This window comes from Bacteroides sp. 224 (assembly GCF_010500995.1).
Classification (GTDB): Bacteria; Bacteroidota; Bacteroidia; order Bacteroidales; family Bacteroidaceae; genus Bacteroides.
In genome coordinates, this window is record NZ_QVMK01000012.1 from 74,316 (window position 1) to 95,793 (window position 21,478).

The window sequence follows — 21,478 nt, forward strand, 5'->3', positions numbered from 1 at the left end:
TCGGCAAATAATCTATCAATATTCTACAAATAGAAAGGAAAAACTTCAAAAACATATTATTTTAACAATAATTACTATACAAAAGGAAATCTCAAGAAAGCATTTAAAGGTTTTAGCAGGACAAAGAATGCATTAAAACTGAATATTTATTAATCTAAGAGGAAATATGGCACAAATACTACTGCCAAATCACTACCAAATTACAATTTATTAACACGGTGGTTACGCTTTTGCAAAATAGAGATTACAATTAAAACATTCATTATAAAGCCGCTTCTATAATCGTCTTCATTCCTTTTATTTTCTCATTACGAATTAAGGTCATTAATTGTTTTACCCTACTTGCACGAACCGTAACAAATGCATAATGCTCTTTTACATCCACTCCACTTATATCTTCTCCCGAAAGCTGTCCTTTTTTACAAAGAAAACCTACAATATCTACTTTATTTAGCTTATCCTTTTTTCCTTTACCTATATATAAGGTAGTCCAAACCGGTTTAGCCGGATGCGGAATCGACTCCGGAAGCAAATAGTCCTCTAAATCTGTAGGAAGGTATTCCGGAATTCTATCCTGTTCATTTATAATAAGGTAAGAAGTTCCTTCAGCATCCCACCGGGCAGTACGACCATTACGATGAGTAAATGCCTCTTCGCTTACAGGTAAGTGATAATGAATAATATGTTCTATTTCCGGGATATCTAATCCTCTGGCAGCCAAATCGGTAGAGATCAGAACAAAACAACTTTTATTTCTGAACTTATAGAGCGCACGTTCCCTATCGGGTTGCTCCATCCCTCCATGAAACGCCTCATTATATAACTTCCTTTCTTTCAGTAGTTTGCTCACTCTATCTACAGCATCCCGATGATTACAGAAAACAATAGAAGATGAATTTCCCAATGAGCAGAGCAATTTATAAAGCGTATCTATTTTATCTTTGGAAGGAGAAACAAGTTTTCGAAGCTGTAACCTTGTTTGTTCCTGATTATTGGAATGAAGAAAATCTAATTTTGTAGTTCTATGTAATCCGGTAAATCGAGGAATCTCTTCCGCATCAGTAGCAGACATCAACATACGTTTCTTTAATCCGCTAAGTTGAGCCACGATTTCTTCCATTTCATCCTGAAAGCCTAATTCCAGCGACTTATCAAATTCATCAATTACCAATGTCCGGATAGTTTGCGGAGAAAAGTTTCCTTTACGCAAATGGTCGGCTATTCTACCGGGTGTACCTATTATAATAGACGGATGATTTCCTACTATACTTTTCTTTTCTTCACTTATAGGATGACCTCCATAACAACAACATGTTTTCCAAGAAGTATTCATCGATTTGAATACTGAATCTATCTGCAAAGCAAGTTCGCGAGAAGGCACCAATATAAGTGTTTGAATATCCGTTCCCGGCTTGAGCGTTAATAATACAGGAAGAAGAAAAGCCAATGTTTTCCCTGAACCTGTAGGTGATAATAAAACGACATCACTATCATTTTTTACAGTATCCAACGCAGCTTTTTGCATAGGATTCAGTTCTTCAATTTTCAATTGATGAAGAACTTGCCTGATAATTTCATTATTTTGTTGCATGATACAAAGGTATAAAAAAGAGATCAGCAGGCTTTAACAATAAATAAAATTATTTTTTTGTTTCAATTAATAAACTCAGCTAAAGGTTCTTTAAACTTTATTCAGATTTCATTTAGTTTCATTCCCAAGCCAGAAACTTTTATTTCCAAGCGGAATTGACACCTAATTTAGCTAAAAACAAAGAAAAAACTAACAAAAAGAGTTATATAAAGAATAAATAGATAACTATAAAATATATCTATTGTCACAAAAAGTATTAGTAATCGGACCATACCCTATCAGTTTTTTGTATATTTATTCGTTTTATTTTAATCTTTTTATATTATCTTCGCATCATTAAATACTTATTTTATCCAATTATTCAAATCGTATAGGTTTATGAAGAAAATTAGACTATTGTTATCATTCTTCCTACTCATATTTGTGGGGGGAGGCTATGCCTTCGCACAAGGTTTGGTAACAGTAAGCGGAATTGTGACATCATCAGATGCCAATGAGCCGCTTATCGGAGTCACTATCGTTACCGGACCAAATTCCGGTGTGATTACACAAATAGACGGTAGTTACTCTCTCTCTGTTGCTGCAGGTACGACAATCACCTTCCGGTACATGGGCTACGAATCTCAGCAATACACGGTTCCCGCCGGCAATGCTAAAATCACACACAATGTGGTGTTGAGAACTGACTCACATATCATTGACGATGTGGTAGTAGTAGCGTATGGTGTACGTAAAAAAGGTACCATTGCCGGTTCAGTATCTACAGTGAAAGCAGACAAACTGGAAAATGTTCCGGCTGCCAGTTTTGACCAAGCTTTGCAAGGTATAACTCCGGGGCTTACCATTCTCTCCAAATCAGGAGAACCCAGTGCAACAGCATCATTTAAAATCAGAGGTACAAATTCAATTAACTCCGGCAACGATCCTCTTTTCATTTTAGATGGCATGCCAATCTCTGCTTCCGATTTCAACACTATTAACCCTAACGATATTGAATCGGTTTCTGTGTTGAAAGATGCATCTTCAACTTCTATCTATGGTGCACGTGCAGCCAATGGGGTAATGGTGATTACTACCAAACGCGGACGCATGGCAGACAAAGCTCTGGTAACATACCGTATGCAATACGGTTTTTCGCAGTTGGCGAGTGGCAAATGGAATCTCATGAATACAGATGAACGTATCCAGTATGAAAAAGAAGTTGGCTTGACAGAAAGAAAAGACTACAATAAGCTAAGTAAAATCAACACCAACTGGTTGGAAGAGATTTTTAACGACCGTGCTCCGCTGCAAAGCCACGAGGTACAGGTGAGTGGTGCCACAGAGAAAACCAATTACTACCTTTCCGGTAGTTTCTATACTCAAGACGGAACCACAAGCGATTCTGATTTTCTCCGTTATAACTTTCGCACTAATTTAGAAAACCGACTGAGCAGTATGTTTAAGGTAGGTGCAAACATTATGTTGGCTTACGAAAAGATTCATGAATCTGTATCCGGAGGCGATTATTATACAAATACTCCTATTTCGGCTTCTCGTTTTATGCTACCATACGTAAGCCCATACAAAGCAGACGGTTCTTTAGCATCTGTTAACGATGGTTCTTGGAAAACAGTTGGCGAAAATCCATTGGAATGGAGTGTCAATAATCCATATTACCTTAAGAAATACAAAGTACTTGCCAGCCTTTTCGCCGAAGCAAAACCAATTGAAGGACTTACTCTCCGCGTTCAGGGAGGTATAGACTATGGAAATAGCAGATCAAATACAATCAGTATTCCCAGCTATCTGCCTAATAATTATGAAGGAAAAGCCGGACAAAGTACCGCAACAGGTGTTACACTGACAATTACCAATACAGCCAACTATACCTTTGATATTAAAGACAAGCATCATTTTAATGCTATGCTTGGACAAGAAGGGGTCAACTACTCTACTGAAAGCTTTGGTGTGGGCAGTGCCGGACAGAATAACGATTTTCTATCAGGCGTTAAATATGGTACTCGCGTTACTTCCTGGAATAGTTCTAAAGCTGAATACGCTTTCCTTTCTTTCTTTGGAAGAGGTGAATATACGTACGATGATCGTTTTTATTTTGACGGTTCTTTGCGTACCGATGGTTCTTCTCGCTTTGGTAAAAACGGACGCTTTGCCACATTTTGGTCTTTAGGATTTATGTGGAACGTAAAAAACGAGAAATTCCTAAAAAGCATAAAATGGCTTACCAATGCACAGATTGCCGTTAGTACAGGTACCACTGGTAACTCTTCGATTCCTAATTATGCGCACCACGCACTGTTAGGTGGAGTAGGTAATTACTTGAATGTAGCCGGGGTTGGTCCTATCTCACAAGGTAATGAAGATCTGGAGTGGGAGAAATTATGGTCATCCAATTTGGCCTTCCGTTTAGGATTCTTCAATCGTGCTAATGTAGAGATTGAATTATACAATAAGAAAACCACCAATATGCTGATGTCTGTACCCGAATCGTATGCCAGTGGTAAAGGGGGTTTCCATTGGGATAATGTAGGAGCAATGATTAACCGAGGAGTGGAACTCAACGTAAACGTAGATGTGATTCAGAAGAAAAATTTCACATGGAATATCAGTGCAAATGCTTCTTACAACTATAATGAAATCACTGAACTATATAATGGTTTGAACGAATATGTTACCGGAACCACATCAACAAAACTAATGGTAGGGCACTCTTATGGTGAATTTTTCCTCAACAGATACGCAGGCGTTAACATTGCCAATGGAGATGCACTCTGGTATACGAAAGACGGAGAAATTACTACAAAATACAATGAAGCCGATAAAGTGATGGTAGGCAAAAGTTGTATTGCTCCTTGGCAAGGTGGGTTTGGTACTACAGCATCTTACAAAGATTTTAGTCTTTCGGCTCAGTTCAGTTGGGTGGCTAACCGCTATATGATGAACAATGACCGCTTCTTTGAAGAAGGAGGAGGACTTTTCGATAGTTACAACCAATCGAAAAGAATGCTCTACAACCGTTGGAAAGAACCAGGAGATATAACTGATATCCCACGTCATGGAGTAAGCCCACAATTTGATACCCACTTACTGGAGGATGCTTCTTTTATGCGTCTTAAAAACTTGATGGTTAGTTATTCGGTACCAAAAAAATGGTTAAAGAAAACCTTAATTATTTCCAGTGCTCGATTATACGTACAAGGACAGAACTTACTGACCTTTACCGGTTTTAGTGGTCTGGATCCGGAATCTGACGCTAATATTTACAAGGTACAATATCCGATGTCTCGCCAATTCATGTTCGGAGCCGATATTACTTTCTAAAAACAAATAAGGATGATACATAAAATTAAATACTATATACTGCTGGCAGTTATTTCGCTTGGTGCAGCTTCCTGCCTCGACAAGTTTCCGGATGGAGATGGTATTCCACAAGAAAGAGGAATGCAGAGCCTATCAGATGCAGATCAAAGACTAACGGGAATCTATGCCGGATTTAAAAACAGTGCTTTGTATAGCGGTCTGCTTACTATATTGCCTGATATCCAAACCGACTTAGTGTACGGGGTGGAAGGATACAGTAACACTTATGGCGCTTTCTGGCGTTGGGAAATTTTGCCAACGAACACCGAAGTTACAAGTGTGTATGCCGCACTTTATAATATTATAGGTTCTTGCAATCTGTTTCTGGATGATGTAGAAGGATTACGTGAGAAGCTAATTGACGACGACGAACTTGACGAACTTTTGAATATCGAGGGGCAAGTGCACTTCGCACGCGCACTATGCTATTCGGAACTAATCAAGCTATTCTGTAAAGCTTACGACCCGGCAACGGCCGAAAAAGAGTTAGGTATGGCAATGATTACCAGCTACAAGAACCCTGAAAAAAGAGTTCGTGCCAATCTGAAAGATTCGTATGCTTTTGTTTTGAAAGACTTGAAAAAGGCAGAAGAGCAAATCACGAATGAATCTAAAGAGTTCATGTCATACTTTACTCAGACTGCGGTGAATGCATTGTACGCTCGCATATATTTGTATATGCAAGATTGGGACAAAGCCATTGAATATGCAACCAATACCATTGAAGACGATTATTTGTACCTGGCAAGTACTAATTCGCTTGCTACAAGTACTCAATCGATTTATAAATATATGTGGACCAATGACAACTCTACTGAAATTATCTGGAGAGTAGGTTTTACCCCAACGTCATACGGAGGTGCATTAGGACGTGTGTTCCTGAATTACAATTATATATCTTATACTCCCGACTATGTAGTAGCTACTTGGGCATACAACCTCTATAGTACTAACGACCAACGACGGGCTGCATTTTTCAGAAATACAACTACCGGATATTCTCATAGATTAACATGGCCTTTGTTGATTAAATATGAAGGTAACGAGAGCTTCAGAAGCGGTTACAATATTTTGCATGTAAATATGCCAAAAGTATTCCGTATGTCAGAACAATATCTGATTCGTGCAGAAGCTTACTGTCAGAAGAAAGAGTATACCAAAGCAGCTAAGGATATTACCACCCTTCGCACTGCACGATATACGACTTATACTTCTACCTCACTCACAGCAGATAACTGGTTGGAGGAAATAAGCAAAGAACGTGTTCGCGAATTATATATGGAAGGATTCCGCCTACAAGACCTCAAACGTTGGCACAAAGGCTTTGAGCGTACTCCACAACAGAATTCTATCAAAGAAGGAAGTAGTCTGAAAATTGAAGCAGACGATCCGCTGTTTGTATGGCCCATTCCACAGCATGAGATTAATTCTCCCGATGCGGATATCAAACCTAATGAGAGCAATAAATAATAAAAAGAATACTACAATGAAACAATTAATAACAGGATTAGTTATTGTGGTAACGATGATAGGATCGTTTATCAGTTGTAGCGAAGAGTATACCACTTATAATGGTCCATCGTATGTGATGTTTGCCGACACACTGGCGGTTTACCCGATACAACAATCGAATGAAGCCTTTAAAGTTGATCTGGTAGCTACGAAAATTACCAATCACGACCGTACCTTCGGAGTTGAGATCATAGGAAATAAAGGAAATGCCATTCTGGGTCGCCACTATACGCTGGAATCGAACTCTGTGACAATCAAAGCCGGAGAAAACAAAGGAAATATCATCGTGCGTGGTAACTATGACAAAATAGAGAACACCGACACATTAACCTTTGGATTGCGCTTGGCAAGTATCGACAAAAGTGTAGAATGGGATCTCTATGGAATAGAAACCAAAGTGCAAATGCGGAAAGCCTGTCCTTTCAATATTGACGACTATGCCGGTTACTGCCGATTAAGCTCATCTTTCTTCCAAAACGGATTTGGAGGTATAGAAACTCGCAAAATCAAAGTAGAAATAGCAAACAGAGAAAAGAATATTCTCCGCTTTATTGATTTCTATGATAAAGGCTACGACATCTATATGCAAATAGACCCAACCGTTGATGTCTTAAACCCAAGTATTAAAATGGTGGGAGAACAAACCATCGGCGACTCGCGCAACTTCTTTACCTGGATTTATGGTTATGATGGAATGGTGCAAGCTCAAGATTTGCGTGGTGTACAAACCATGTTCAATACTTGCGAGAGATTTGCTATTCACTATATGACTTTATATGTAAATGAAGTAGGTATTGTAGGTAGCTTTTACAACATCATCGAGTGGTCCGATGAAGATGAAGAGTGATTGTAGTCTGTATATATATTTAATATTAAGATATAAGACTTTAGTATATTATTTGTAGTTCACTAAATTTTTAAATGTTATGAAAACTAAATGCTTTTTGATTAGTGCATTCGCACTGTTTACAGCGCTTTCATTGGTATCTTGTAGTGATGATGATGATAAGCCGGAAGTAATACCTCCTGTGTTTCCTGAATTAGAGGAAATTACACTTGAACCTAACAATACAAAAGAAATTAGCTTCACGGCTAATAAAGACTGGAAAATAGAAATAGAAGATGCTGCTACTAATTGGCTTACTTTTATTGAAATAGTTGGAGAAGAAGAAAAGGAAGTTGGATCATCCGATCAAGGTTCAGCTGGTGAAATTAAGCGAACAATTAAAGTAAAGGATGATGCTTGGAGTTTTGCCGAAGAGTCTGCCGAAATCAAATTGACTATGGGAGGCGAGAGCAAAGCGATCTATAAAATTACCCGTATTGGCAAGGAACGTATCGTGAAACTATTTGTAGGAAATGCTGCTGTCGATAAAGTAGAACTTAAATTCACAAAGAATGTAAATGGGGGTAAATCAAATATGGTAAAAGTAGGTTTCGTTGCCAACTTTGACTGGGTAGCATCAATGCCGGAAGTTATAGAGATGGAGGCAGAAACCATTACTGGTTTGAAAGCTGAAGATTTAGGCGGAAAACCTAAAAGTGATGAAATGGACTATATTAATATGAAATTAGAGTTCATCACTTCTGCATACAATGGAGTAATCAAAGTGAAAGATGCGAATGATAGCGACTTTGAATATGAAGTGCCTTTAACTTATACTGGAATTGGTGATGAAGAAATCAATTTTGTTACTAAAAATCGTTTTAATATGATTAGAGGCGGTATAAAGTTTAATGACAAAGGATTTTTCATAGAGGAGAAACAGGCTGAAAAAGAAACCCAAGAGAAGAAAATTTCATTCGCTGTAGAAACTCAAGAAATGAAATATAAATCTTATCTTGTCCAATTTGACGAATCGAATAAACCAATTCAGGTTCAACCTGCTAATTCTTGGTTAGACATACAAGAAAAAGATGGTAATTTTGAGATTGCTATTTCAGGAGATGGTATCAATACTGGAGATTTTAAAGCTCTTTATCTATTGATTTTGCCAGAGAAAATGACTAGTGGAACAGTTAATTTTGCAGATTATCTTAAAGCAGATGAAATGAATGAAACAACAACTAAAGGCTTGAATTATGTAGTGAGAATCTCACAAAAAGCAGCACCTCTTACTACTGGTTTTGTTTTATTATGGGGAGTAAAAGGAGATATTGCAGCAGAAAATGTTATAGATGCAAGTAATTTTGTTAATATAATCGGAAACGGAGCACCAGTAGGCAATACCTATAAATATTCTTTTACTAATACTATGCTTGATGGAGCAGGTGCTTTGCAGATTAAGCCAAACGGATGGAAAGCAGAAGGTCCAGGCCTTTATGAACTTGTTGAAATTGACGGTGCAGATTGGAGTACAGTTGAACTTAGTTTCAATATGCCTTGGCCCGATTTTTTACCAGTTTTAAATCTTGATAAACTTGCAGGGGCTACTGGTCCTGCTGCTGTGTTATTCTATGACTCAGAAGCAGATAAAACTGCAGGAAAACCAATGGGTGCAATATTATTGATGAAAGATTAAATTTTAAATTAAAACCGTTCCGGAAACTATTCGGAACGGTTTCATTTAAGTTTTTACGAACTACAAAGAAAAACAAAAGTCAAGAAATTAATTTTCTATTTATGAAATTTACAACATCATTTTTCAATTGGATACTCGCATTAGTGATTATCGTAGCAGCCACAGGATGCTCCGATGATGACAAAGATATCCTACAAGAAGGCTATGGGTTTGTACAATTGCGACTTTATAAAAGCGCTTCATACAATACCCGGGCAGATGACAGATTGAATTATCTCTACGAAGCGAAAAAAATAAAGATCACGCTACGTAGCAGTGACAATAATATAATTGCTCAAACTGTTTCGATTGAAGCTCAAAGCAAAGAATTGGCAGAGTATGGTATGCAGAGTGATAAATTCCAGCTTCTAACAGGAGATTACACCCTTGTAAACTACTCCCTCTACAACGAAATAGACCAAACCATCTATTCCGGAAAACCAAATGAAGCCACTACGGTTCATGTACCGGAAGGCGGATTGATTATTCAGGATATTGTAGTAAATGTGCTCGAGCGTGGACAGATCAAATTCGAATTAGTGAAAGACCTGTCGAAAGTAACCAGAGCAACTGGTTTGAAAGAATATGCTTTCCACAGAATTATGTTTGCAGATGTGACTATCCGAAAAAAAGGAACAACAAACACTACCGAATTTAAAGGTTTGAAAATGACCCATGAGACTTTCCACCCGGAAGGTCAACCAGATTATTATACCAGCCACTGCTGGACTGATAGTATTGTAAGCGTTGCTGCCGGTACTTATGAAGTAACAGGATTTGTAACCTATTTCGACCGAAACAAAAAGATACAAGAAGCATCAACCAGTGTTATTGATAACGAATTTATTGTAAAAGACAACGAAGTAACTCTTGCCGAAGTGCCCATTACTTTAGAAGAATCGGCAGGAGATATTAAAGATGCCGTAGCTCTGAAAAAGATTTGGGAAGCCTTGGATGGTCCTAACTGGAAAGTAAAATGGGATTTTAATCGCGACATTGACCTATGGACAGCCCAGCCGGGTGTTCAGATTGTAGATAATGGTCGGGTAGCATCCTTAAACCTCGAAGGAGTAGGAGCCAAAGGTCACATGCCGGCAGCCTTAGGCGAATTGACAGAATTGCGTCAGCTTTATTTGGGTACTCACAGTTTCAATACAGGTACCTCTAATGTAAATCCTTCCTCCAACGAACTGATGGAGTTGGGTGCTACCGACCTTGAGGCATTCAGAAACCATTTCACAGAAACATACATTCGAAACAGTGATCCTTTGTGTCAGTTCGGACCAGAGTTTGTAAATGAGTTCAAACTGCAAGGTGTGAAGTTGAAAGAGAATAAAAGTGAATTGAGAGCTTTCCCAACAAAAAGTGGTAATAACCCATTCAATTACTCGAACCAAGTTTACTCTTTGCCTGACGAAATCAATAATTTAAAGAAATTATCTCAACTCTATATCGCTTACAGTGCACTTGAAACACTTCCCGAAGACCTTTCGGGACTGACTGCTCTGACTGATGTTGAGATGTTCTACAACCCGAATATAACCAAGTTCCCTGATGGACTGGCTACTCTCCCTAAATTGATTGTATTTACTTTCTCTTCTAATTATAATTTGCCTGCTGAAGAGATGAAAAGAGGATTGGAAAAACTAAGTACCGGTGCTTCTACTACTTACATTCAGGCAATTCAGATGCCAAGTCAGCCTTTAGAAGTGGTGCCCGATTTGACCAGTTTGGTGCTTCTGAATAATGTTGTTATGCAGAACTGTGGCATCAAGAAGTTTGAGAAAGCATTTGGAAAAGACTTCTTTATAAATAAGATAAACTGTAGCTGGAATGAGTTGGAAGATCTGCCTCGCGATAGTGAAGGTTACTTTATGGCAGTTGAAGATCAGGAAGAAGTTAATTTCTCTCATAATAAGTTTAAATTGTTCCCTGATATTTTCGATTCGAAGTCTATTTTCAGAATGTCTGTTGTAGATTTCTCTTACAATGAGATAGAAGACATAGAGAACGGCATCAATGGAAGTGGTAGTTTTAAAGGTATCAATGCAGAGCAATTCTTCTTATTCAACAATAGGCTTGGACGCTTCCCAAAAGAGATTCTGAAAGCAAATTCTAATATCAGTTATCTTCATTTGGCCGGCAACGCCATCGAAGAAATTGAAGAGGATGCTTTCGAAGGAGATCATATCTTCAATATAGTATCATTGGATTTATCGTCCAACAAACTGGAAAAACTTCCTAAAAGCTTTCATAGCGCCACATTCCCCTATATGTATGGGGTAAACCTGAGTCACAACAGGTTTAACCACTTCCCTAAAGGTATTGCCGACTTGCGTAGCTTAAGTATGTTTATATTCCGTGCTCAACGCGACGAAAAAGGTAATCGCATCATGAGGGAATGGCCAAGCGGAGTGTATAATCGTGCGAGTCTTCGCGCACTTTATTTAGGTTCTAACGACCTGCGTAAAATTACCGATTATATCTCTCCCCGAATCAATACTTTCGAAATAGCAGACAACCCTAATATTGCCATTGATCTTTCGGATGTATGTCCGTACATCAAAGCCGGTAGCTACCTTTTGGTTTACGATCCGTGGCAAGATATCAGAGGGTGCGACGCACTTGTATTAGAACGCTAATATTAATATAATGTATAGCAAAATGAAATATTTTAGTCAATTATTAGTAACTATTTCGTTCGTTTTGGCTCTAACAGCCTGTGAAGACGACAAAGACAATATAATATTTAATATTGAAACCGATCAGTTTTCCATAAATGCCGAGGGTGGAACCAAAACCATTAAGATTCAATCCAGCGGCAAATGGATAGCTTCGACCGAAGAACCTTGGGTGTCATTTTCACCGGCCAATGGTTTCGGAACTGTTGATTGCCAGATCAAAGTTGATTCTGCTTTGACAAATAAACCCCGAAATGCAATTGTGCGTTTCATTTCAGAAGATCAAAGCGAACCCCAACGTTTAATAATCACGCAGAACGGTTACGAAAAGATGATGCAATTATCCGTAACTGAAGTAGAAATACCAACCTATGATGAATTAAAGAAAAGAAAAGTAGAGGTTGAACTAACTACTAATGTAGAGTTTAATATTGAAATTCCACAAGAAGCAAACTGGGTAAAAGTTGAAGATTTTGATTTCGAATTAGATAGAGGAGCACGTCCACGTACAGTAAAGCTCTTCTTCAACTGGGAAAACAACAGCCGCCCTTGGGAGCGAATTGCCGATATTCAATTTAAGCCTAAAGGTGAAGAAGAACTAAGTGAACAGGTTAGCCTGAAAATCATTCAAGAAAAAGCACCTAAAATTGAAGACAACGCTCAAGGAGATTCATTAGCCATTATTGCTTGTATGCGAGCTCTGGGACGTTCGATGGGAGCCAATGAAGGCGAATTGATGTCCAGCTGGGATTTTGTAACTTTGTGGGAAGCCGATGATAAAGATGTAAATCCTCAGGATATTGGTCGTGTTCGTTCAGTTACATTCATGTCTTTCGCCGGTAAAGAAGGAATTCCCTACGAAATTCAGCATTTGACCAGAGCTGAAGAGATTATTTTCTATGCAAGTGAAAGTTATTTATTGGGCAAATTCAGCACAGGTCCTGATCTCTCTAAGTTAACACAGCTTAAACGTCTTCAAATATATGCATTTGGTTTGATTGAACTGGATCCAAGCTTTGTAGCACTGAATAATCTGGAATACCTTTCTCTTTCCGGTAACAACTTCAGTAAAGTGCCGGATATCATTACACCAGAAAATTTCCCTAACTTAATACACCTTGACTTAGCGGCTAACCGCAGATGGAGTATGGGCGACTTAACAAAACCTGCCGGATACATACAGAACTTTGGCGGACAAGAAACTTGGGGTGGACTATTAGGAGAATTTCCAACTCGTTTATTGAAATGGGAAAAGTTAGAATATCTGGGACTTTCTAATAACTTCATTTACGGAACCCTTCCCAAAATGGAGGATTATCCCATTCGCTATACTGCTGAAGATTTGGCGCAAAATGACACATTGCCTGATTTATTGTTAGATAAGCCTAAAATATTACCTAACGCAAAGGTACTCCGTATTAACTTAAATCTGTTGGAAGGCGAAATTCCGGAATGGATATTGTACCATCCGAATTTATGGAGATGGGATCCATTTACTTTAGTTTTCAAACAAGATGAGGGGGTACTAAATTTGGATGGTAAGGTAGCGGGATTTACAAACGTACCTACTGGATGGAGTTATTACTACGACGCATATCCACTTAGAAAACCCGAAAACATAGATTAATATTATATGAAAAAAATACTTCAAATTAGTGTATTGGCACTTGTTTCTTTCTTTGGGTCGTGTACCGATAGAGATACCAATGACTTCTGTGGAAGTGAAAATAAAGAGAAACAAGCAACCATTGTAAACTCTCCTGAAGGTGCTCAGGAGGGAATGATTTTGATTAAATTTCATCCTGAAATATCAAAACTGCTTGATCAGGCATATCCTGCCACTCGCTCGGCAGGTCCACAGGTATTAACTCGTACAGGAATTAACACGGTTGACGAGTTGATGCAAGTGATTGGCAGCTACAAAGTAGAACGTATATTTCCACTGGATACCCGTCATGAAAACCGGACACGGGAAAATGGATTACATTTGTGGTACACTGTGCATTTCGACGAAAGCTTAAATGTAGAGCAAGTAGCCGAACAACTTGCCGGATTGGGAGAAATAGCCAAAGTACAGTATAGCTACGAGGTTAAGCGTTCTTATAGCGGAGAAGCAATACCACTTACACAAAGTGATGTTCAACAGCTGAATGTTTCTACACGTGCAGCATTGCCGTATAATGATGAAAAATTGCCATTACAATGGCACTACATCAACGATGGAGATGAAAGCTTCATGGAGCATATAGTAAAAGGTGCCGATGTAAATTGCGCAGAAGCTTGGCAAAAATGTGGGGGAGACCCTTCTATTGTTGTAGCTGTAATGGACGAAGGAGTTATGTGGGATCATCCTGACCTTAGAGCCAATATGTGGATGAATAAAAATGAAATCTACAAATCGGATAAAGATAACGATGGTAACGGCTATGCCGGTGATGTGTATGGAATGAACTTCTCGCGCCCTGAACCATCGGGAGTTGTTACTTGGGACGATCCTAATGATAGCGGACACGGTACACACGTAGCCGGTACTATTGCTGCTGTTAATAATAATGGTATCGGAGTATCCGGTATTGCAGGTGGAACTGGTAATAATGATGGGGTGAAAATCATGTCACTTCAGATATTTGGAGGTCAATACCAAGCAAACATTCAAAATACGGTTCGTGCCATTAAGTACGCAGCCGATAATGGTGCAGTTATTTTGCAATGTAGTTGGGGGTATCTCTCAGCATTGTCTAACCCGATAATTGTGGGTGGACGAGGTACATACAGAAGCGATGAAGACTTTGAAAAAGGTGCTCCCGTAGAGAAAGAAGCTTTCGACTACTTCATTTATAATGCGGGGGATCCGAATGGTGTAATTGATGGAGGATTAGTTATTTTCGCTTCCGGAAACGAATATGCCGGAATGGCAGCTTATCCGGGTGCATACAAAGATTATATTTGTGTATCTGCTATGGCTGCGGATTTCACTCCATCAAACTATACGAATTACGGTCCAGGTGTTGATATAACTGCCCCGGGTGGTGATCACGATTACCATAAAAGTGAACGTGGTGGTATCCTCTCAACATTGACTCCTAACAATAACAGTGGTGCATATTACGGATACATGGATGGAACTTCCATGGCTTGTCCTCACATGTCAGGTGTAGCAGCACTGGGATTGTCGTATGCTGCAAAACTACATAAACAGTTCAATTCACGTCAGTTTAAAGATTTAATACTTAAGTCGGTGAAGGACATTAATAGCTACTTAACCGGCGAAAAGTTGTTCTATACTAACTGGGCTTCAATTGGTGAATACTGCCCTACCCTACTTGGTTTGGATATTTACCGAAATAAAATGGGAAATGGTGTTACCGATGCAGGATTGCTTCTTAGAAACATCGAACAAAATGGTCGTGACATCAAATTGCCTAATACATATATTGCACTGAATGAAAGCAAAGATCTGGATGTAACCCGTTGTTTCCAAAACGGAGAAACCACCACCTTTACAGTAACATCTGCAAATAGTTCAGTAGCAACAGTGTCTGTTAGCGGACAAACTGTAACTATTACCGGAAAAGCAGTAGGTTCAACTACGTTTACTGTGACTTCCGGCACGGGCGAAAGCCAAACGGCTCATATCACAGTTCGTAAAGTAGCAGATAATAACGGTTGGTTCTAAATCAAAATAAGAATGCAGTTTCGAATCTACACAATATTATTGGGATTAATGTTTATTGCGCTTCATACCGGAGCGCAAAACATTCATCCTATGCAGTATATGCTCGATTCTATCGCAAACCCACCTTTGGATGCAAACCCATCGCTTGTATTTGAAACTAACGAAATTCGAGGCGAACGTCTCTCGGAAGATGATCGGCCCAAGGCATACACCTTTTCGTTTCGGAATACAGGTGATAAACCATTGGTTATCACACAGATAAAATCGTCTTGTGGATGTATTGTAGCAAACTTTGAACAAGCACCCGTATTGCCGGGGAAGCAAGGGGAAATTACAGTTACATACAATCCTAAAGACCATCCGGGAAAATTCAGACAGCGAGTATATGTTTATACGGATTCCTCCGATAAACACCCATCGACACGACTGACTATTTCCGGCGAAGTAACTCCCACAACAAACAAGTGGAGAGATTATCCGGTGGCAATGGGTAGCTTGCGAGTAAAACGTAATTCCATGTTATTTAGAACTGCAACCCATAACACCTCCTCACAAGCCGAACGCCTTGAATGCGTGAACAGTGGTCATTCTCCTTTACGGCTGAATGCTATGCCGGGCATGAAACCAAGTTGGCTATCATTCCGCACCGAACCCGAAGTTATAGCTCCGGGAGAAATTGCAGATATAGTGGTTGAGGTAAATAGAAAACTTCTCCCCCCCAGAGGAACGGCAGAACGAATAGAATATTCCCTGCTACTGGACGGAATAAATGTACGCCCTTCGCAACGAAGCCTGCGTATATTAATAGAAGTAAATTGAAATTTAAAACATTAAAACATACAAGTTGATGAAAACATTTTTAAAATGCATGCTATTGACAGTCGTACTTTGCGGTGTTTGGTCGTGTAGTGACGATGATAAAACAACTACCCTACCTCCTACTCCTGTGACGTATAATGAAATATCCGGAACATGGAAAATGACAAAGTGGAATAACGAAGATATGAACGACAAGCGTTATTTCTATGTTACTTTCGACCGTAAAGATCGTGTATTCGATATTTACCAGAATCTTGATACAGAGAAAACCCGTCATCTGACAGGCAGATACCTATTAGATTATGATGAAGATTTGGGTACAGTTATCTCAGGAGACTATCATCATGCTGCTGGTTCTTGGAGTCACACTTATCTTCTAAATGATTTCTCTAAAGATGAGATGACTTGGGTAGTAGTAACAAGAGAGAACAATCTATTGGCCAATCCTTGGACACCGGATTTCACAGATGTTACCATTTACACACGTATAGATGCTGTACCTGAGGAAGTGTTGAATAACACAAGGGCAGAATAGAGTCAACTATAAAAAGAATAAAGTAAGCCGTGTCAGAAGTTCGCTTTTGGCACGGCTTTTTTATGATTAGTTGTACACTTTTGTGTTCTAAAGGTATATACTTAAAGGAGGTCTAAGTATATACCTTTGAAACACTTAAATATATGTCTTTAGGCGCTTTAGCCTATTACCTTTAGAAAACTTAAGTATATACTTTCTAACCCCAATCTCTAAATAAATACAAACAGATTTAAGCATAAAAAAACTGACAGAGAAGTTCCCTGCCAGTTCTATATAATTAATTGAAGATAAGATGTTTATGCACCAAAATCGTCGAACATAAGCATATTACGTGGTACGCCCAAATCATAAAGCATTTTCTCAACAGCTTTAGCCATCGGACCGGGACCACACATGTAGTATTCGATATCTTCCGGAGCATCATGATCTTTCAAGTAATTATTAAGAATTACGTTATGAACGAATCCGGCAGTGTATTTCACCCCTGCTTTATCTGCTTCCGGATCTTCACGGTCGAGCGCAAGATGGAATGAGAAATTAGGGAATTGTCTTTCCAATTCAAGGAAATCTTCCATGTAGAATACTTCATTCAATGCACGTGCACCATACCAATAGCTAATTTTACGATCAGAGATTTTCAATGTACGAAGCAAGTGAAGAATATGCGAACGCAACGGAGCCATACCGGCACCACCACCTACGTAAAGCATTTCACGATCGGAATCTAACACCGGATGGAATTCACCATAAGGTCCGGATACCATTACCTTATCTCCCGGTTTCAGAGAGAAGATATAAGAAGAAGAAATACCGGGAGGCACTTTCATGAATCCACCATTCACACGATCGAATGGAGGGGTTGCAATACGAACGTTCAACATTACAATGTCACCCTCAGCCGGATAGTTGGCCATAGAGTAAGCACGCATTGTTTCTTCTTCATTCTTGCAAGTCAAATCCCACATATTGAATTTGTCCCAATCACCTCTGAAGCGATCTTCTATTTCGTAATCCGAATATTTAATATCGTATTTCGGAATATCAATCTGGATGTAACCCCCGGAAGTAAAGTTCAAGTGTTCGCCCTCGGGAAGCTTCACTATAAATTCCTTGATGAAAGTTGCTACATTCTTGTTAGAAACCACTTCGCACTCCCACTTCTTCACGCCAAGCACAGACTCGGGGATACGGATTTGCATATCCTCTTTTACCTTTACCTGACAGCCTAAACGCCAGTGTGCTTGTTGTTCTTTACGTGTAAAATGTCCTTTTTCGGTAGGAAGTATCTCTCCTCCACCATTGTCTACCTGGCAACGGCATTGAGCACAAGTACCCCCTCCACCACAAGCGGAAGGCAAAAAGATTTTATTAGCAGCTAATGTCATAAGCAGATTGGAGCCACTCTCTACTTCTACTTCCTTTTCACCATTAATGGTAATTTTTACAGGGCCTGAAGGAGAAAGGTATTTTTTGGCTACCAAAAGTATAATGACGAGCAACAGGATTACTGCCAGAAAGACTCCTATACTCGTTAATATTAAAGATGTCATTTTCTTTTCGTATTTTAAATTAGATTTTCAATCCTGAGAAACACATAAAGGCCATTGCCATCAAACCTACGGTAATAAATGTAATACCCAATCCTCTTAATGGAGCAGGAACATCAGAGTATGCCATTTTTTCGCGAATAGCAGCCAGACCAACAATTGCTAAAAGCCAACCAATACCCGAACCTAAAGCGTAAGTAGTGGCTTCGCCTACATTCACAAATTGTCTTTGTTGCATAAACAGAGATCCACCCATGATGGCACAGTTTACAGCAATCAGTGGCAAAAATATACCGAGCGAGGCATAGAGCGAAGGACTGAAACGTTCAACCGCCATTTCAACCAACTGTACAATACCTGCAATCACAGCGATGAAAAGGATAAAGCTAAGAAAGCTGAGGTCTACACCTTCAATCAGTGCATTTTCTTTCAGTACATAGTTTTCGAGCAGGTAGTTAACAGGAAGTGTAACAACCAATACGAAAATTACGGCAACACCCAACCCCATAGCAGTCTTTACATTCTTCGATACAGCCAAATATGAACACATACCCAAGAAGTAAGCGAAGATCATATTGTCGACAAAGATCGACTTTACAAATAAACTTAAATAATCATTCATTTCTATTTTCGATTTTTATGGGGTTTTACTTCTCTTGCAACTCTTTTGTACGTGCTCTCTGTACCCAGATGTAGCATGCACAGATAATTAACGCCATTGGAGGCATCAACATCAAACCGTTATTGATATAGCCTAAATCATAGAAAGACTGAGGTATCACCTGGAATCCAAGCAATGCTCCCGAGCCCAACAACTCGCGGAAGAAACCAACCACTACAAGTATGATGGCATAACCAATTCCGTTTCCAAGCCCGTCGAGGAAAGACTCCCACGGACCATTAGCCATAGCAAAAGCTTCCAAACGTCCCATCAAGATACAGTTGGTAATAATTAAACCCACATATACGGAAAGTTGCACACTTACATCATAAGCAAATGCTTTTAATACTTCGCTCACAATAGTTACCAATGCAGCTACTACCACCAACTGAACAATAATACGAATACGGTTAGGAATTGTATTGCGCAATAATGAAATAATAACATTGGCAAAAGCAACAATCACAGTAACAGACAGCCCCATTACAATGGCGGGCTCAAGTTTAGCTGTTACAGCCAATGCCGAACAAATTCCTAATACCTGAACAGTTACCGGATTATTTATATTAAGCGGGCTAAAGAATACATCTTTATTCTTCTTAGAAAACAATTGACTCATTTCTATTTCCCTCCTTATTTATTAGTTAAAAATTGATTGTACTGTGCCAGACACTTTTTCAACATATCTTCAACAGCTACCGAGGTTATGGTACCTCCTGATATGCCGTTTACATAGTCTTGCCCAGCAGCCGTTTTTCCCGGTTTTACTACAGCGATAGACACCAGATTATTGTCTTTCATAATATGCTTTCCAATAAAGGGAGCCTGAAAACCTTCTGTAGCAATTTCAGCACCAAGTCCCGGTGTTTCTCCTGCATGAGAGAAATAGGTACCGTACACTGTATTCTTGTCGCCATCTAAAGCCACATAGCCCCAGATAGGTCCCCAAAGTCCTTGTCCGTAAAGAGGTATAATGTATTTGGTACTTCCTTCTACTTCGCAAAGATAAACAGCCAATTTACGATCTTCCGGTTCTTTAGAGAGTTCTACTTTTTCTACTACACTAAATCCTCCTTCTTCGGCAATAACTTCGCCTTTGAAGTTGATGATCATATCTTTCTTTATATATTGCTTATATAGAGCCTCTGCATCTTGTCCTTTAGTATCAACATTCAAAGAACTCAATATCTGCTTCATCTTATCCAACTCTACATTCTTATTCTGAATATCTTTCAATGAATAAGAAGTGAAAGCCAGTACGAATGCCACGATAACAACCATTACCGAAGCATAAATGATAGTATAACTATTACTATTGGTATTCATTTCTTTCGGTTTTTTAATTGTTAGACTTAATGGCACGTTTCTCTCTACGGGTGATGTTGCTTTGCACTACGTAATAGTCAATTAACGGTGCAAATATGTTCATCAGCAAGATAGCCAACATCATACCTTCGGGATAACCGGGGTTCAACACACGAATCACGATAGCCATTACCCCAATCAGGAATCCGTAGATATATTTTCCGGTTTCGGTACGTGCGGCAGTTACCGGGTCGGTAGCCATAAATACAGCACCAAAACAGAATCCACCTAATACCAGATGTTGCCACCAAGGCATGTGAGCCATGGCTGTATCCGGACCAAACTGATTAAAGATAACACCCATAAAGGCACCGCCAAAGAATACGGAGAACATCACTTTCCAGCTGGCAACTCCTGTAGACAATAATACGAATGCTCCCAAAAGAATGGCAATTACACTGGTTTCACCGATAGAACCGGGCATCATCCCTGTTATCATATCCCAGGAGAAGGGAGTATATCCTGTAGCTTCGAGTGCTGTTGATGCTTCTCCCAAAGGTGTAGCAGCAGTCAATCCGTCTACAGTGCTTCCTAAACCGAATATGCTTTCGTTAGCCACCCAAACAGCATCTCCCGACATTTTAGTAGGATAAGCAAAGAATAAAAAGGCGCGGGTAACTAATGCTACATTAAATACATTCATCCCTGTACCCCCGAATACTTCTTTTGCAAAGATTACAGCGAAAGCAGTAGCCACAGCAATAATCCAAAGCGGACAGCCTACAGGTACTATTAACGGAATAAGAATACCGGAAACAAGGAATCCTTCCTGGATTTCTTCCTTTTTCCATTGAGCTATTACGAACTCAATACCCAATCCTACCACATACGAAACGATCAGTTTAGGCAGTACGGCCAAGAAACCATAGCCAAACATTTCCCAAAATCCGCCGGCAGTTTGTGTATGAGTGAAATGCTGATAACCTACATTGTACATACCAAACAATAAGCAAGGCACCAATGCTATTACCACCATCGACATGATACGTTTGCTGTCAATCACATCATGAATATGTGTTCCAGATTTCGCCGTTGCACTCGGAACGAATAAGAATGTTTCGAATCCGTCGAACACAGAGTGAAATGCGTGGAACTTACCTCCCTCTTCAAAGTTCGGTTTTATCTTGTCGAGATATCTTCTTAACGCTTTCATTTAAGATTATAAGTTTT

The 21,478-nt window shown here is 39.3% G+C and carries 15 protein-coding genes; 9 read left to right on the forward strand and 6 right to left on the reverse strand.

Features of this window, described 5'->3' with window-relative positions:
• Positions 1-262: 262 nt before the first annotated feature.
• The gene (locus tag D0T60_RS07790) at positions 263-1,591 is read right to left on the reverse strand and encodes a DEAD/DEAH box helicase (protein ID WP_163217599.1); all 1,329 of its coding nucleotides are present in this window, start codon (positions 1,589-1,591) and stop codon (positions 263-265) included.
• Between the two features lie 378 nt (positions 1,592-1,969).
• Here D0T60_RS07790 and D0T60_RS07795 point away from each other — a divergent pair, with 378 nt between their 5' ends.
• The 9 genes from D0T60_RS07795 (at position 1,970) to D0T60_RS07835 (ending at position 16,735) form a co-directional block, all read left to right on the forward strand.
• Complete coding sequence (locus tag D0T60_RS07795) at positions 1,970-4,912, forward strand: TonB-dependent receptor (protein ID WP_163217600.1); 2,943 nt, start codon at positions 1,970-1,972, stop codon at positions 4,910-4,912.
• 12 nt (positions 4,913-4,924) lie between these two features.
• A complete protein-coding gene (locus D0T60_RS07800) occupies positions 4,925-6,421 on the forward strand; it encodes a RagB/SusD family nutrient uptake outer membrane protein (RefSeq protein WP_163217601.1) in 1,497 nt (498 codons plus the stop codon).
• Positions 6,422-6,437: 16 nt separating this feature from the next.
• On the forward strand, positions 6,438-7,310 hold the full coding sequence (locus D0T60_RS07805) for a DUF4984 domain-containing protein (protein ID WP_163217602.1): 873 nt from the start codon (positions 6,438-6,440) through the stop codon (positions 7,308-7,310).
• 79 nt (positions 7,311-7,389) lie between these two features.
• On the forward strand, positions 7,390-8,985 hold the full coding sequence (locus D0T60_RS07810) for a hypothetical protein (protein ID WP_163217603.1): 1,596 nt from the start codon (positions 7,390-7,392) through the stop codon (positions 8,983-8,985).
• Positions 8,986-9,086: 101 nt separating this feature from the next.
• On the forward strand, positions 9,087-11,666 hold the full coding sequence (locus D0T60_RS07815) for a DUF4458 domain-containing protein (protein WP_163217604.1): 2,580 nt from the start codon (positions 9,087-9,089) through the stop codon (positions 11,664-11,666).
• A 22-nt stretch (positions 11,667-11,688) separates the two neighbouring features.
• On the forward strand, positions 11,689-13,332 hold the full coding sequence (locus tag D0T60_RS07820) for a BACON domain-containing protein (RefSeq protein ID WP_163217605.1): 1,644 nt from the start codon (positions 11,689-11,691) through the stop codon (positions 13,330-13,332).
• 6 nt (positions 13,333-13,338) lie between these two features.
• Positions 13,339-15,381: a S8 family serine peptidase gene (locus tag D0T60_RS07825; RefSeq protein ID WP_163217606.1), complete on the forward strand. Its 2,043-nt coding sequence runs from the start codon at positions 13,339-13,341 to the stop codon at positions 15,379-15,381.
• Between the two features lie 12 nt (positions 15,382-15,393).
• A complete protein-coding gene (locus D0T60_RS07830; RefSeq protein WP_163217607.1) occupies positions 15,394-16,200 on the forward strand; it encodes a DUF1573 domain-containing protein in 807 nt (268 codons plus the stop codon).
• A gap of 28 nt (positions 16,201-16,228) precedes the next feature.
• Complete coding sequence (locus D0T60_RS07835) at positions 16,229-16,735, forward strand: hypothetical protein (protein ID WP_163217608.1); 507 nt, start codon at positions 16,229-16,231, stop codon at positions 16,733-16,735.
• Positions 16,736-17,031: 296 nt separating this feature from the next.
• Here the strand turns inward: D0T60_RS07835 and nqrF are convergent, their stop codons facing one another.
• Genes nqrF through D0T60_RS07860 form a run of 5 tightly spaced genes read right to left on the reverse strand, consistent with a single transcriptional unit; the run spans position 17,032 to position 21,461 of the window.
• Positions 17,032-18,285 (reverse strand): NADH:ubiquinone reductase (Na(+)-transporting) subunit F, encoded by a 1,254-nt coding sequence (gene nqrF / locus D0T60_RS07840; RefSeq protein ID WP_163217609.1) that lies wholly within the window; start codon positions 18,283-18,285, stop codon positions 17,032-17,034.
• A gap of 19 nt (positions 18,286-18,304) precedes the next feature.
• Positions 18,305-18,904, reverse strand: a complete 600-nt coding sequence (gene nqrE / locus D0T60_RS07845; protein ID WP_163217610.1) for an NADH:ubiquinone reductase (Na(+)-transporting) subunit E — start codon at positions 18,902-18,904, stop codon at positions 18,305-18,307.
• Between the two features lie 25 nt (positions 18,905-18,929).
• Positions 18,930-19,562 (reverse strand): NADH:ubiquinone reductase (Na(+)-transporting) subunit D, encoded by a 633-nt coding sequence (locus tag D0T60_RS07850; RefSeq protein ID WP_163217611.1) that lies wholly within the window; start codon positions 19,560-19,562, stop codon positions 18,930-18,932.
• Positions 19,563-19,576: 14 nt separating this feature from the next.
• Positions 19,577-20,269: an NADH:ubiquinone reductase (Na(+)-transporting) subunit C gene (gene nqrC, locus D0T60_RS07855; RefSeq protein ID WP_163217612.1), complete on the reverse strand. Its 693-nt coding sequence runs from the start codon at positions 20,267-20,269 to the stop codon at positions 19,577-19,579.
• A 13-nt stretch (positions 20,270-20,282) separates the two neighbouring features.
• The gene (locus D0T60_RS07860) at positions 20,283-21,461 is read right to left on the reverse strand and encodes an NADH:ubiquinone reductase (Na(+)-transporting) subunit B (protein WP_163217613.1); all 1,179 of its coding nucleotides are present in this window, start codon (positions 21,459-21,461) and stop codon (positions 20,283-20,285) included.
• Positions 21,462-21,478: the final 17 nt, after the last annotated feature.

What these genes read in the sequence shown, in the direction of transcription:
- nqrE (WP_163217610.1), bottom strand. Translation starts at nt 18,904, where the DNA reads ATGAATGATTATTTAAGTTTATTTGTAAAGTCGATCTTTGTCGACAAT.
- D0T60_RS07820 (WP_163217605.1), top strand. Translation starts at nt 11,689, where the DNA reads ATGAAATATTTTAGTCAATTATTAGTAACTATTTCGTTCGTTTTGGCT.
- D0T60_RS07860 (WP_163217613.1), bottom strand. Translation starts at nt 21,461, where the DNA reads ATGAAAGCGTTAAGAAGATATCTCGACAAGATAAAACCGAACTTTGAA.
- D0T60_RS07795 (WP_163217600.1), top strand. Translation starts at nt 1,970, where the DNA reads ATGAAGAAAATTAGACTATTGTTATCATTCTTCCTACTCATATTTGTG.
- D0T60_RS07800 (WP_163217601.1), top strand. Translation starts at nt 4,925, where the DNA reads ATGATACATAAAATTAAATACTATATACTGCTGGCAGTTATTTCGCTT.
- nqrC (WP_163217612.1), bottom strand. Translation starts at nt 20,269, where the DNA reads ATGAATACCAATAGTAATAGTTATACTATCATTTATGCTTCGGTAATG.
- D0T60_RS07790 (WP_163217599.1), bottom strand. Translation starts at nt 1,591, where the DNA reads ATGCAACAAAATAATGAAATTATCAGGCAAGTTCTTCATCAATTGAAA.
- D0T60_RS07810 (WP_163217603.1), top strand. Translation starts at nt 7,390, where the DNA reads ATGAAAACTAAATGCTTTTTGATTAGTGCATTCGCACTGTTTACAGCG.
- D0T60_RS07850 (WP_163217611.1), bottom strand. Translation starts at nt 19,562, where the DNA reads ATGAGTCAATTGTTTTCTAAGAAGAATAAAGATGTATTCTTTAGCCCG.
- nqrF (WP_163217609.1), bottom strand. Translation starts at nt 18,285, where the DNA reads ATGACATCTTTAATATTAACGAGTATAGGAGTCTTTCTGGCAGTAATC.
- D0T60_RS07830 (WP_163217607.1), top strand. Translation starts at nt 15,394, where the DNA reads ATGCAGTTTCGAATCTACACAATATTATTGGGATTAATGTTTATTGCG.
- D0T60_RS07835 (WP_163217608.1), top strand. Translation starts at nt 16,229, where the DNA reads ATGAAAACATTTTTAAAATGCATGCTATTGACAGTCGTACTTTGCGGT.
- D0T60_RS07805 (WP_163217602.1), top strand. Translation starts at nt 6,438, where the DNA reads ATGAAACAATTAATAACAGGATTAGTTATTGTGGTAACGATGATAGGA.
- D0T60_RS07815 (WP_163217604.1), top strand. Translation starts at nt 9,087, where the DNA reads ATGAAATTTACAACATCATTTTTCAATTGGATACTCGCATTAGTGATT.
- D0T60_RS07825 (WP_163217606.1), top strand. Translation starts at nt 13,339, where the DNA reads ATGAAAAAAATACTTCAAATTAGTGTATTGGCACTTGTTTCTTTCTTT.